The organism is Frankia sp. CcCS3 (assembly GCF_977927575.1).
Genome location: NZ_CDWRCL010000105.1, coordinates 1 through 12,946 on the forward strand (window position 1 = coordinate 1; position 12,946 = coordinate 12,946).

At 73.0% G+C, this 12,946-nt stretch carries 13 protein-coding genes; 3 read left to right on the top strand and 10 right to left on the bottom strand.

Features of this window, described 5'->3' with window-relative positions; all coding sequences use genetic code 11:
* Positions 1-59 precede the first annotated feature (59 nt).
* A complete protein-coding gene (gene trpC, locus AC08OQ_RS11155) occupies positions 60-863 on the bottom strand; it encodes an indole-3-glycerol phosphate synthase TrpC (protein WP_476591927.1) in 804 nt (267 codons plus the stop codon).
* A 603-nt stretch (positions 864-1,466) separates the two neighbouring features.
* Between trpC and AC08OQ_RS11160 the strand changes: the two genes are divergently transcribed.
* Entirely contained in the window at positions 1,467-1,793 is a 327-nt protein-coding gene (locus AC08OQ_RS11160) for a hypothetical protein (protein WP_476600690.1), read from the top strand.
* On the opposite strand, the gene AC08OQ_RS11165 is transcribed toward AC08OQ_RS11160, so the two are convergent.
* The 9 genes from AC08OQ_RS11165 to hisD all read right to left on the bottom strand — a co-directional run bounded on the left by AC08OQ_RS11165 (position 1,794) and on the right by hisD (position 10,396).
* Complete coding sequence (locus AC08OQ_RS11165) at positions 1,794-2,495, bottom strand: Trp biosynthesis-associated membrane protein (RefSeq protein ID WP_476600692.1); 702 nt, start codon at positions 2,493-2,495, stop codon at positions 1,794-1,796.
* Positions 2,492-4,069 (bottom strand): anthranilate synthase component I, encoded by a 1,578-nt coding sequence (locus AC08OQ_RS11170; protein WP_476600694.1) that lies wholly within the window; start codon positions 4,067-4,069, stop codon positions 2,492-2,494. The genes AC08OQ_RS11165 and AC08OQ_RS11170 overlap by 4 nt, the downstream gene beginning before the upstream one ends.
* Positions 4,066-4,545 carry a phosphoribosyl-AMP cyclohydrolase gene (hisI, locus tag AC08OQ_RS11175; protein ID WP_476600711.1) on the bottom strand — a complete coding sequence of 160 codons (480 nt, stop codon included), beginning with the start codon at positions 4,543-4,545 and terminating at the stop codon, positions 4,066-4,068. The genes AC08OQ_RS11170 and hisI overlap by 4 nt, the downstream gene beginning before the upstream one ends.
* A 304-nt stretch (positions 4,546-4,849) precedes the next feature.
* Complete coding sequence (gene hisF, locus AC08OQ_RS11180) at positions 4,850-5,617, bottom strand: imidazole glycerol phosphate synthase subunit HisF (RefSeq protein WP_476600696.1); 768 nt, start codon at positions 5,615-5,617, stop codon at positions 4,850-4,852.
* Positions 5,618-5,732: 115 nt separating this feature from the next.
* Entirely contained in the window at positions 5,733-6,479 is a 747-nt protein-coding gene (priA, locus tag AC08OQ_RS11185) for a bifunctional 1-(5-phosphoribosyl)-5-((5-phosphoribosylamino)methylideneamino)imidazole-4-carboxamide isomerase/phosphoribosylanthranilate isomerase PriA (protein ID WP_476600698.1), read from the bottom strand.
* A 91-nt stretch (positions 6,480-6,570) separates the two neighbouring features.
* Positions 6,571-7,203 (bottom strand): imidazole glycerol phosphate synthase subunit HisH, encoded by a 633-nt coding sequence (gene hisH / locus AC08OQ_RS11190; RefSeq protein WP_476612026.1) that lies wholly within the window; start codon positions 7,201-7,203, stop codon positions 6,571-6,573.
* Between the two features lie 56 nt (positions 7,204-7,259).
* Positions 7,260-7,847: an imidazoleglycerol-phosphate dehydratase HisB gene (gene hisB / locus AC08OQ_RS11195; RefSeq protein ID WP_462203579.1), complete on the bottom strand. Its 588-nt coding sequence runs from the start codon at positions 7,845-7,847 to the stop codon at positions 7,260-7,262.
* Between the two features lie 45 nt (positions 7,848-7,892).
* Positions 7,893-9,104 (bottom strand): histidinol-phosphate transaminase, encoded by a 1,212-nt coding sequence (locus AC08OQ_RS11200; RefSeq protein WP_476600704.1) that lies wholly within the window; start codon positions 9,102-9,104, stop codon positions 7,893-7,895.
* A complete protein-coding gene (gene hisD / locus AC08OQ_RS11205) occupies positions 9,101-10,396 on the bottom strand; it encodes a histidinol dehydrogenase (RefSeq protein WP_476600706.1) in 1,296 nt (431 codons plus the stop codon). Before hisD ends, AC08OQ_RS11200 begins: the two co-directional genes overlap by 4 nt.
* A 72-nt stretch (positions 10,397-10,468) precedes the next feature.
* Here hisD and AC08OQ_RS11210 point away from each other — a divergent pair, with 72 nt between their 5' ends.
* Both AC08OQ_RS11210 and AC08OQ_RS11215 read left to right on the top strand, forming a co-directional pair.
* Positions 10,469-12,295, top strand: coding sequence for a bis-aminopropyl spermidine synthase family protein (locus AC08OQ_RS11210; protein WP_476600707.1), 1,827 nt, complete (start codon positions 10,469-10,471; stop codon positions 12,293-12,295).
* Positions 12,296-12,388: 93 nt separating this feature from the next.
* A partial coding sequence (locus AC08OQ_RS11215; protein WP_476612027.1) for a response regulator transcription factor occupies positions 12,389-12,946 on the top strand: 558 nt, incomplete at its 3' end.

The window sequence follows — 12,946 nt, forward strand, 5'->3', positions numbered from 1 at the left end:
GTATAGGGCCGAGCCCCGGATACCGGGGCACGGGCGCCGGGGCACGGGCGCCGACGGCCTCAGCGCCCGATCCGGGCCGCCGGGTGCGCGCCGGCCGCCACCAGATCGGCGACCGTCTGACGGGGATCGCCGGTGACGGCCGCCTCGCCGACCAGTACCACGTCCGCCCCCGCGGCGGCGTAGGCGAGCAGATCGTGCGGCCCCCGGATGCCGGACTCGGCGACCGCGAGCACTCCCGGGGGCACCATCGGCACGAGCCGGGCGAAGGTGCTCCGATCGATCTTCAGCGTGTGCAGGTCGCGGGCGTTCACCCCGACCAGTCGGGCGCCGGCGTCCATCGCTCGCACCATCTCCGCCTCGTCGTGCACCTCGACCAGCGCCGTCATGCCCAGGGACTCGATCCGCTCGTGCAGGCCGACGAGCCGCGGCTGGTCCAGCGCCGCGACGATGAGCAGGACGATGTCCGCCCCGTGCGCCCGGGCCTCGAAGACCTGGTAGGGCGACACGATGAAGTCCTTGCGCAGCAGCGGGACGTCCACCGCGCGACGCACGGCATCGAGGTCGGCCAGGGAGCCGCCGAAGCGCCGTTGCTCGGTCAGGACACTCACCGCGGCGGCGCCCGCCGCCTCGTACTCGGTGGCGAGGGCAGCGGGGTCGGTGATGGCCGCCAGCTCCCCCTTCGAGGGGGAACGGCGCTTCACCTCGGCAATCACCGAGACCCGGGAGTCCCGGAAGACGGCGAGCGCGTCCTTCGGGTCGGGAACGCGTTCCACCCGCCGCTTGAGATCTGCCAGAGAGGTCTGTTGCTCGCGGGCGGCAAGATCGATCCCGACCCCGTCGAGGATCTCGGCGAGAACGCTCATCGCCCCGCGCTCGCGACTGTCGCGGTCATGCCGCCGATGGTAGGCCAGGCAGGCACGGTGAGCCCGGCACCCCCACATGCGGCTACGATCCATAACTCCACGTAGTTGAGTTTCCCGTGGGGAATCGGGTAGCGACCCGAACACACCCATCTTCACGGAGACTGCACCGTCAGCCACTTCGGATCCGCCTACACCGATCAGCTACGATCCGCAATCGATCTTGCGTCGTGAGCCCGTTGACAGAGTGACACGACGAGTCCGGTGAACCACCGTGCGCAGAGGCACAACCGGGTTACCACCTCGGTCGCCGGGCAACGGCATCACGAGATCCGGGCGGCCGCACGACAGGTTCTCGGGATCGGCGGCAGGTTCTCGGGATCGGCGGCCGCGGCGCGCACGCTCGGGACCGCCGCGCCTTCGCCGACCGGAAACACGCATGGCACGCCGCGCATGTCCTCGAACGGACCGGACCCTCGAACGGACCGAATCCTCGGGCGGACCCGGGCAGCGCCCCAGGGACGGCGTGGCGGGCTGGCGTCGATCGCCGGCACCCCCTATACTCGAACATGAGTTCGATACCAAGGGATACCAAGGAGAGTTCCGATGGACATCCGCCGTATCTCGCCCCCCCTCAGCGCCGCCCGGGTGCCCGCGGCGCGCGACGCCCCAGGCGCGCACCCGCGGCCCCGCCTCGAGCCCGAGCTCGCCGAGCAGCTCGACGAGCTGTCCCGCTGCCTGATCCGGATGGACGCCGTCATGATGATGCTCGAAGCCGACCTGGACCGCCGGGCACTGGCTCTCGCGGAGCTGGTCGACCCGTTTCCCGACCTCCCACCCGCGGACTTGGCGCCCGCCGACCCGCTGACCGGTGGCGCTCCCGGTTCCGGCTGGCCGGCCCGCCGGGCCGGGCGCCGCGGAGACGCCAGGTGATCAGGTCGGGTCGTGGCCCCGCTCGATCGCGTCCCAGGCGTCGGCCGGAGTGGCATCGCGGGCCTGGTAGCGGCCGGACATCGCGGGCCATGACCGGCCGCGCAGGACGACGAGGGCGCCGACGAGGATGAGCAGCAGCCCGCCCGCGAACGACAGCCAGGGAGCGATCGTCTGGCTGACGTCATCGATCCGCGCCTGGCCACCGGGCACGAGCTGGCGGACCTGATCGGTCTCGCGCAGCGTCGGGAGTGGATCCCAGCCGATGCGTCCGGTCACGTAGGCGATGCCGACCCCGGCGGCCGCGATGAGCACACCGATGACCGGCCGCCCGAGGCGCCGGGTGGCCACGATCGCCACGGCCGCGGCAAGCCCGACCAGGGCGAGAGCGGTCGCCGGCGAGGCAAGCGCCCCGCCGGTCCAGTGCACGGCGAGTGGCGCCGCGACGGCGCCGCCGTCCGCCCCACCGCGGGGCACGCTCACCCGGGCGGACACCCAGGTCGCACCGCCCGACACGAGCACGACGCCGGCACCGAGCAGACATCCCAACACCGCGAGGGTGCGTTCCCGGTGGCCGCGTCGCATCGCCTCGGCCGCGTGCACATCGCCCCCGGGAGGGTGGCCCGGCGAAGGCGGCTCCGCGGTGCCGGCCCGGTCGCGCGGGGAGGATGGGCGCCCCGCGGAGGGGGACCCCGCGGCCGTCATGACGGCGGTCGCAACGACTCGGCGACCTCGACGGCGCGCAGGACGGCGGCGGCCTTCGCGCGGCTTTCCAGATCCTCGGTGTCGGGATCGGAATCCGCGACGATGCCGGCTCCGGCCTGGACATAGGCCATGTCGTCGCGCATCACCGTGGTACGGATCGCGATCGCGGTGTCCAGATCACCGCCGAAGTCCAGGTAGCCGACCACGCCCCCGTACAGGCCCCGCCGAGTCGGCTCCAGCTCGTCGATGACCTCCATCGCCCGCACCTTGGGCGCCCCCGAGAGCGTCCCCGCCGGAAACGTCGCTGCCAGCACGTCCACGGCGCTGCGGTCCGGGGCCACCTCACCGATCACCGTGGAGACGATGTGCATGATGTGCGAGAACCGTTCGATGGCCGCGAACTCGACGACCCGGACCGAACCGGGATTGCAGACCCGCCCGAGGTCGTTGCGGACCAGGTCGACCAGCATCACGTGCTCGGAGCGTTCCTTCGGGTCCGCGAGAAGCTCCGCCGCAAGCTCGGCGTCCTGTTCGGGAGTGGCTCCCCGGGGCCGGCTGCCCGCGATGGGATGCAGCAACGCCCGGCGGCCGGTGACCTTGACGTGCGCCTCCGGGGAGGATCCGACGACGTCGTGGTCGGCGAAGCGCAGCAGGTACATATAGGGACTTGGATTCGAGGTCCGCAGCACCCGGTAGACGTCGAGCGCATCCGCGGTCGTCCGCCGTTCGAATCGCTGCGAGACGACGATCTGGAAGCACTCGCCGGCGCGGATCTCCTCGATGGCCCGCTCGACCGCGGTCTGGAAGGCACCGGGAGGCGTGGCGGAGACGAAGTCGCCGACCCCCGCAGCGGTGCCCGCCGTGGTCGCCACGGTCGGCTCGTTCCACTTCGCGAGATCGCTGGTCATGGCCTCCAGCCGGGCCACCGCGTCGTCGTAGGCGGCGTCCAGGTCGATCCCGGCCGGGTGTGCGGCGGCGTCTGCGTCCCCACCGGTGGCGCCGGTGGCGCCTGCGTCACCGGCACCACTCCCGCAGCCGGTGAAGACGTTGGCCACCAGCAGGCAGGAACCGTCCCGATGGTCCAGCACGGCGAGATCGGTGGTGAGCAGCATACGCAGCTCGGGAAGGCCGAGGTCGTCGATGGCGTGCGCGGGGAGCCGCTCGATGCGACGCACGATGTCGTAGCCGAGATAGCCGACCAGGCCACCCATGAGCGGAGGGGCCTGTGGGCTGTTCGAGGCCTGCAGAGTGCTCTCCACCGCGCGCAGGATGTCGAGCGGGTCACCGTCGACCGGCACCCCGGGAGGCGGCGCACCGTCCACCCACACCGCCTGCCCGTCGCGCTCGGTCAGCGTCGCCGCGGCCCGCACACCGATGAACGAATACCGCGACCACACCCCGCCGTGCTCCGCCGATTCCAGCAGGAACGTCCCGGAGCCGCCGGCGAGCTTGCGGTAGACGCCGACGGGTGTCTCCCCGTCGGCAAGCAGCCGGCGGGTGACGGCGACGACCGGATGCGCCGCCGCCGCGGCCCGGAACTCCTCCCGGCTGGGGATAATCTGCCCGGTCGTCATCGGTCCGCGCCAGCCTTGTCCGCGCCGGCCTTGCTCGCGCCGACGGGGTCACCGGCGGCACCGGAAACCCTGGCGGCACCGGAGAGGTCGCGGGGCCGGGCAGTATCCGTGGCCTCGGCGGTCGCCGTGGGCAGAAGATCGTCGTCGAAGCAGGTCCGCGTGCCCGTGTGGCAAGCCGGGCCCACCTGGTCCACCCGGACGAGGACGGTGTCCCCGTCGCAGTCGAGCGCGACCGACCGCACCCATTGCCGGTGCCCGCTGGTCTCCCCCTTGACCCAGTACTCCGCGCGGCTGCGGCTCCAGTACGTGGCCCGGCCCGTGGTGAGGGTCCGGTGCAGCGCCTCGTCGTCCATCCACCCGAGCATCAGCACCTCGCCGGTGTCGTACTGCTGGGCGACGGCGGGGAACAGGCCCGCGTCGTCGCGGCGCAGCCTACGGACGATGGCGGGATCCAGAGCAGAAGGGCGAACGGTCACCCCACTATTCTGCTCGCGCTGCTCGCGCCCGGCGCCGCAGCGGTGCCGGCATCGGCCGACGGGCCGCCCGCCGGCCCCGTCCCCCGCCGCCCAGGACCGGTGCAGGCGCTGGTACACGCCGCGCATCGCGATCAGATCCCGGTGCGGACCGCGCTGGACGATCCGCCCGGCGCCCACGACGACGACGGTCGAGGCGCCGGCGCGTTGCCGCAGCCCGGCGAGGATCGCCGCCTCCACCCGGGGATCGGCGCTCGTGGTGGCGACGGCGAGGACGAACAGCCGCACGCTTGGACACAGTTACCGTCTATCGGCGCACAGGTACGCCCGCGCCCCGCAGCGCCGTCTTCACCTCGCCGATGCGCAGCTGCCCGAAGTGGAACACGCTCGCCGCGAGCACCGCGTCCGCGCCCGCGCCGATCGCTGGCACGAAGTGGGCCAGGTCGCCGGCCCCGCCGCTGGCGATCACCGGGACGTCGACCTCGGCACGCACCGCAGAGATCATCTCCAGGTCGTAGCCGTCCCGTGTGCCGTCGGCGTCCATCGAGTTGAGCAGGATCTCCCCGGCGCCGAGCTCAACCACCCGCACCGTCCAGGCCACCGCGTCGATGCCGGTGCCCTTGCGGCCGCCGTGCGTCGTGACCTCGAAGCGCGGGCCGCCGGGACCGGGTGAGCGCCGGGCGTCCACCGAGATGACGATGCACTGGTTACCGAACCGATGGGCGCACTCGCGCACCAACTCGGGCCGGGCCACCCCCGCCGTGTTGATGCCGACCTTGTCGGCCCCCGCCCGCAGCAGGCGGTTCACCTCGTCGACCGAGCGAACCCCGCCACCCACGGTCAGCGGGATGAACACCTGTTCGGCGGTCCGCCGCACGATGTCGTAGGTGGTCTCCCGATCGCCGCTGGACGCGGTGATGTCGAGGAACGTCAGCTCGTCGGCACCCTCGGCGTCGTAGAGGCGCGCCATCTCGACCGGGTCGCCGGCATCGCGCAGGTCCGTGAAGTTCACGCCCTTCACGACCCGGCCGGCGTCGACGTCGAGGCAGGGAATCACCCGGACCGCGACGCTCATCGACCCACCGCACCCGCACACCCGTTCCCTTGCCTATCCAGAGGGATTTTTCGGGCACAGAACCCTCTGGAAAGGCAAGGAAGCCGGCGGGAAGACCAGCGCCGGCGGGGAGCCGTCACGGGGTCACGGCCTTCCCCGCGTTCCCGGCGTTCCCGGCGACGGCCAGGGCCTCGGGCAGCGTGAAGGCGCCGGCGTAGAGCGCCTTGCCGATGATCGCGCCCTCCACTCCGGGCACCGCGGCGATCGCGGTGAGGTCGTCGAGCGTGGCCACGCCGCCGCTGGCGGCCACCGGCCGGCTGGTGGCCGCGGTCACGGAGCGCAGGAGCTCGACGTTCGGCCCGGTGAGCGTGCCGTCCCGGCGCACGTCCGTCACCACGTACCGGGCGCAGCCGTCGGCGTCGAGGCGGGCGAGCACATCGAACAGCTCTCCGCCGTCCCGCGTCCAGCCCCGGGCCGACAGCGTGGTCCCCCGGACATCGAGACCGACCGCGATACGGTCGCCGACCCGGTCGATGGCCCGGCGGACCCAGGCGGGATCCTCGAGCGCGGCCGTACCGATGTTGACCCGGGCCGCGCCGGTGGCCAGCGCCGCGTCGAGCGAGGCGTCGTCGCGGATGCCGCCGGAGAGCTCGACGGCCACGCCCACCGCGCGTACCACCTCGGCGATGAGCTCCCGATTCGACCCCCGGCCGAAGGCAGCGTCGAGATCGACCAGGTGGATCCACTCGGCGCCGTCGCGCTGCCAGGTCAGCGCCGCCTCCCGCGGGTCGCCGTACGAGGTCTCGGAACCGGCCTCACCCTGGACAAGTCGAACGGCCCTGCCGTCGGCCACGTCCACGGCGGGCAGCAGAGTAAGCGTCACATCGGCCACCCTACGGTCCAGCGGGGCGCTGGAGCCGCTCTATTACGGGACATCCGCCCTCGCGTTCACGCTCACCCAGGACAGGGCTCACTCAGGACAGGCTGCCGAGCCAGTTCGCCAGCAGGTGCGCCCCGGCATCCCCGGACTTCTCCGGGTGGAACTGGGTCGCGGCGAGCACACCCCGCTCGACGGCGGCGGCAAACGGCTCGCCGTGCTCCCCCACGGTGTCCCCGGCGGCCGGATCGGCCTTCGCCGCATACGAGTGGACAAAGTAGAACCGTGTGTCCGCGGGCAGCCCGGAGAACAGGATCGATCCGGCGGGCGGCGCCACAGTGTTCCAGCCCATGTGCGGCAGGATATCGGCGGCGAGCCGGCGGACCTCGCCAGGGATCACACCGAGCCCGGCCGTCCGCACCCCGTGCTCGTCACCGAGCTCGTACAGCACCTGCATCCCGACGCAGATCCCGAGCACGGGCCGTCCCGCCGCTACCCGCTCCCGCACCACGGGCGCGGCGCCCACGGCGCCGATGCCTGCCATACAGGCCGCATAGGCGCCCACGCCCGGTACGACCAGGCCCGCGGCGCCGCGGGCCACGTCAAGATCCGCGGTCACCGTCACGTCGGCGCCGACTCGGGCGAGCGCGCGCTCGGCCGACCGCAGGTTTCCCGAGCCGTAGTCCAGGACGACCACCCGGGGACGCCGGCCGGGTCCGTCTCCAGTCACAGCACACGGGTCTGGTCCGGGCGGCCGCGGCGCCGGGCGGCCGGGTCCGTCTCCGGTCACAGCACACCTTTCGTGGAGGGTATCCCGGCGACGCGGGCGTCGAGCGCCACCGCGTCGCGCAGGGCCCGCGCGACCGCCTTGAACTGGGCCTCGACCACGTGATGGGCGTTGCGGCCGGACAGCACCCGCACGTGCAGCGCGATCCGGGCGGACGCGGTGATCGACTCGAAGATGTGCCGGGTCAGCGTCGTGTCGTAAGTTCCGATCACCCCGACGAGATCCGGTTCGGCGTGCACGCAGTACGGCCGGCCGGACAGGTCGACGGCGGCCTGGGCGAGCGCCTCGTCCAGCGGGACGGTGGCATCCCCGAACCGGCGGATACCCGCCTTGTCGCCGAGCGCCTCGCGCAGGGCGGACCCGAAGGCGATCGAGGTGTCCTCGACGGTGTGGTGGGCGTCGATGTGCAGATCCCCCCGGGTACGCACGGTGAGGTCGAACCCGCCGTGCTTGCCGAGCTGGGACAGCATGTGGTCGAAGAACGGGACGCCGGTGTCCGACGAGGAGATTCCCGTCCCATCGAGGTCGAGCTCGACCAGGACGTCCGACTCCAACGTCTTGCGTTCGATTCGCGCGGTGCGTGCCATCGGGGGCTTCCTCGGTCTCTGTAGGTCTCAAGCCGTGCCAGGGGCTCAGGCGGTAGCGAGGCTGATGACACCGTCCGCACCGATGACGCTGCCGGTGAGGGTTCTGCCCAGCGCCCCGAGAAACGCGTCCACCTCGTTCGGCAGCCCGGCGGTGACCCGCAGCCAGCCGGTCAGACCGACGTCGCGGACCAGCACCCCCGCGTCCAACAGGCTCTGCCACACCGCCCGCTGATCAGCGAACCGGCCGAAGAACACGAAGTTGGCATCGCTCGGAGCCAGCCGCAGACCGAGCGCCGGCAGCTCCCGGACGATGCGGTCGCGCTGGGCCTTGACCGCCTCCACCGTGCCGAGCAGCTCGTCGGCGTGCGCGAGCGCCGTGCGCGCGACGGCCTGGGTGAAGCTCGACAGATGGTAAGGCAGCCGCACCAGGTGCAGCGCGCCCACCACGGCGGGGTGCGCGGCGAGATAGCCCACCCGGGCACCGGCCAGCGCGAACGCCTTGCTCATCGTCCGGGTGACGACGAGCCGCGGATGACGGGGCAGCAGCGTCAGCGTGCTGGGCACGCCGGCCCGCCGGAACTCGGCGTAGGCCTCGTCGACGATGACCATACCGCTGCCGGTGGCCTCCACCGCCTCACAGGCGGCGACGACGACCTCGGGCGGCAGGGCCGTGCCCGTCGGATTGTTCGGCGAGCAGAGAAAGACCAGGGCAGGTCGGTGCCGGGCGATCGCGTCGGTGACCGCGGCCGGGGAGAGCGTGAAGTCCTCCGCCCGCTCCCCGGCCACCCACTCGGTGGCGGTGGCCAGCGCGATGAGGCGGTGCATCGAGTAGGACGGCTCGAACCCGAGCGCCACCCGACCGGGCCCGCCGAACGCCTGGAGGAGCTGCTGGAGGATCTCGTTGGAGCCGTTGGCGGCCCAGACCTGGCTGGTGTGCACGCCGAAGCCGGCATCGGGTGTCAGGTAGTAGGCGAGGTCGGCACGCAGCGCCTCGGCGTCCCGGTCGGGATAGCGGTTCGCCTCGGTGGCGACGAGGGCCGCGGCCTTGCCGAGGGCGTCGACCAGCCCGGCCGACGGCGGGTGCGGGTTCTCGTTGGTGTTGAGCCGCACCGGCACGTCGAGCTGCGGAGCGCCGTAGGGCGAGAGCCCGCGCAGGCTGTCGCGCAGCGGCAGGCCGTCGGCGTCCCACGGGCGCCACGGCCGGTCCTCGGCACCGCTCCCGGCCTCGGCACCGCTCCCGGCCGCTTTGAATGTCATCGGAGTCGAACCTCCACCGCGTCGACGTGAGCTATGAGGTCCTCTGCCCCGCCGAGCGCGGCGATACGCGGGGCGACGGCGGCGAGCCCCTCCCGCGTGCACTCGACCATCTGGACCTGACGTTGGAAGGTGGTGACCGCCAGACCGCCGGAATGCCGGGCGGTGCCGCCGGTGGGCAGGACGTGGTTGGACCCGGCGAGGTAGTCGCCGAGCGGGGCGGGAGCGTAGTCGCCAACGAAGACCGCTCCGGCGTGGCGCACCCGGGCGGCGACCGCGGCGGCGCCCGTGGTGTGGATCTCCAGGTGCTCGGCGGCCCAGCCGTCCGCCACCGCGAGACCCGCGTCAACGTCCGCGACGAGCGCGACCGCCCCCTGGCCGGCGAGCGACTCCGCCACCCGCTCCCGGTGGCGGGTGGCGGGCACCTGCTTGCCGAGCTCGACGTCGACCCCGTCGGCGAGCTCCACCGACGGGGTGATCAGCAGGCAGGCGGCCATCGGGTCGTGCTCGGCCTGGGCGATGAGGTCGGCGGCGACGAAGGCCGGATCCGCGGTGGCGTCGGCGAGGATCGCGACCTCGGTCGGGCCCGCCTCGGCGTCCACCCCGACAACCCCGCGCAGCAGGCGCTTGGCCGCCGTGACGTAAACGTTGCCGGGCCCGGTGATCACATCGACCGGCGGGCAGCTCGCGGTCCCGTAGGCGGCCATCGCCACGGCCTGGGCTCCGCCGGCCGCGTAGACCTCCTCGACACCGAGCAGCGCGCAGGCGGCGAGGACCACCGGGTGCGGCAGCCCGCCGTTGTCCTTCTGCGGCGGGGAGAAGACCGCGAGCGAGCCGACCCCGGCCTCCTGAGCGGGCACGACGTTCATCACGACGCTGCTGGGGTAAGCGACCCGCCCGCCCGGCACGTACAGGCCGACCCGCTCCACCGGCACCCATCGCTGCGTCACCGTGGTACCGGGCGCGACCTCGATCGCCACCGGCTCCCGCAGCTGCGCACGGTGCACCAGCCGGGTCCGGCGGATCGCCTCGGTCAGCGCGTCGTACACGGCCGGATCCAGGGCATCCGCGGCGGCGGCGAGAACCTGGGCGGGCACCCGCAGGCTCGGCGGGCGGACGCCGTCGAACCGCTCCGCGGCGGCGAGGACGGCCGCGTCGCCACGGTCCCGCACGTCCGCACAAACCGGCCGGACCGCATCGACAGCGACGTCGACGTCGACCGCGGCCCGCGGCAGTAGCCGCCGGATCTCGGCTGCGGCAGGCACCGCGCCACGCAGATCAAGCCTTCTGAGCACGGTATAGAGATTAGCTGGCCTCGGCGGGGACCGGTAGAATCGCAGGTCCGCCGGAGGTGCAAGGCTGGTTGCGTGTCCCCTCTACATCCCCTGTCAGGGCCGGATCACCCGGGCCGGGCGCCGGGTGATCCGGCCGAATCCGGCGAGTCGTTGGCGATCCTGCTGGCGGGCTACCGGGTGCATGCCCGGGCGCCTCGCGCGGCGGTGGCGGCGCTGGCCGAGCAGCCACGCACCCTGCGCCAGCTGGTCCAGAGCTCGGGCCTGCCCCGGCGGAGCGTGGAGGAGATCCTCGCCAGCCTCGGCGACGATCTGCGAACCGGCCCCGACGGGCGTCACGTGCTGCGCCCGGCGTCGATCGACCGCTACCGCGGCCTGATCCGTTATGACGAGCTGAACGGGCAGACCCCGCTCGATCCCCTCGCCGCCGTGATCGCCCGCCACGGCCCGCTGGTCACGACCATGCATGATCTCATCGCTGCCGCGCCCCGACCACGGGCCGACCTCGATCACGTGCCCGCGACAGCGACGACCGTCGTGCGCCGGGCCGGCTGGCTGCAGACGCGTTACGACCTGCGCGGCGCGCATCTGCTGTGCATAGGTGATCATGATCTCACCTCGCTGGCTGCGGTCTCGCTGATTGACGGGCTCACCGTGACCGTCGTCGACATCGACGACGAGCTGCTCGCCTACCTGGACAGCTCGGCCCGGTCGTTGGGCGTCCGGCTGCGGTGCCTCTACGCCGACCTGCGCTTCGGCCTGCCGCCGGCGGTGGTGGGCACAGCCGATCTGGCGTTCACCGATCCGCCCTACACCCCGGAGGGCGTGGCGCTGTTCACCGGGCGCGGTGCGCAGGGTCTCGCGGACCGCGAGCATGGTCGCGTCCTGCTGGCCTACGGGTTCAGCGACCGGGTACCGACGCTGGGTTGGAAGGTGCAGCGGGCGCTGATCGATCAGGGCTTCGTGTTCGAGGCCATCTGGCCAGGCTTCCACGTCTACGAGGGCGCGGAGGCGGTGGGTGCCAGAGCCGACATGTACGTCTGCCAGCCGACCCCGACCACCTGGAAGCAGCTGGACCGCTCGGCCACGGCGGCCACGGCGGCCACAACCGCGACGGCCGCCATCTACACCCGGGGCCGGCAGTCCACGCAGAGCCGGCCGACGCGCCTGACCGCCCCGGTCCTCGACGCGGTGGCCGCCTTCCTCGCCACCGGACCGGCGGGCCGCGCCGTGTTCGTTGGCGAGCGGCGGGAGGTCGACGCGGTCCACGTGCGTCTCGCGACCGTGTTCGGCCGGGGGCTGCCCGCGTTCGCCTCGACCGGGCCCGGCGCCTCGACCGAGGACGGAACGGTCAGCGTGGCCACCGACCTGTCGGACGATCCGGGCCCCTGGCTGACCAGGCTCCTCCTGGCGGCCAACGCGGACCGGCTCGCCGTCGTCGTCTCCTCCGATCACCCCGATCTGGGCGTCCGCCGCCGGCGGGCCCAGGGTGACCCGCTGCGGCAGCTGCGGGCGAAGTGGACCGCCACCCCCACCCGGGACCTCGGGGACCTGCGGCTCGTGACGTTCACGGCCGTCGACCCGGCGGCGCTCGGCCCCGCCGACCGGCCCGCCCGGTGGCTGCTGGACCGCCCGCACGGCAAGATCGGCAACGTCTGGCGGGACGGGCTCATCCGGATCGTCCGGGAGGATTCGGGGCGCACGCTCTCCCAGCGCGACGCCCGGGCCGCCGTGACCCGGGTCGCGCGCGATCCCGACCTGCTAGCCGCCCGGCTGATCGATCTTCCCCGGCACGCCCTCGAGGGAATCCTCGCCGCGCTGTCGTCCGGCGACACGCTGCCGGCCGAGCCGGTGAGACCGGGCTGGATCCGGCAAAATGGGCAGACGTTACGAAACGAGTAGATACTGACGGAATCGGAGCTGGCGACGGCGGAATCGCGGTGGCACCCGCGGGGCCGGCGGCCGGACGCGCCCAGTGCCGCCTACTGTCATGCTATGGCGACGCCTGCAGGCAACGGCTCTCGAGCACACGCAGCGGACCTGCAGCGGTATCCCGACCCCCTCGGCGCCCGGGTACTGGTAGTCGAGGACGACGACGGCCTCGGTACCCAGCTCGTGCGCGGTCTGGACCGTGCCAGCTACACCGCCGACCGGGTGCGGACCGGGGAGGCCGCGCTCGCCCGGGTCGACGGCGTGTCCCCGCCCGACCTCGTGCTCCTGGACCTGGGACTGCCCGACATCGACGGCGCGGAGGTGTGCCGGCGCATCCGCGAGCGCGGGGACACCCCCGTGATCGTGGTGACGGCTCGGGGGGACGAGGCGGACCGGGTCGAGGCCCTGGACCTCGATTCCGACGACTACCTGGTCAAACCATTCGGATTCGCCGAACTGCTGGCCCGGATACGGGCGGTGCGGCGGCGCGCCGTCCGGGCCACCGGTGAGGGCTCCGACGTGGTCCGGCACGGGCCGCTCGTCCTCGACCGGCGCAGCCGGCGGATCTCCGTCGACGGCCGTCCGGTCCAGGTGACGGCGCGGGAGTACGATTTGCTGGCC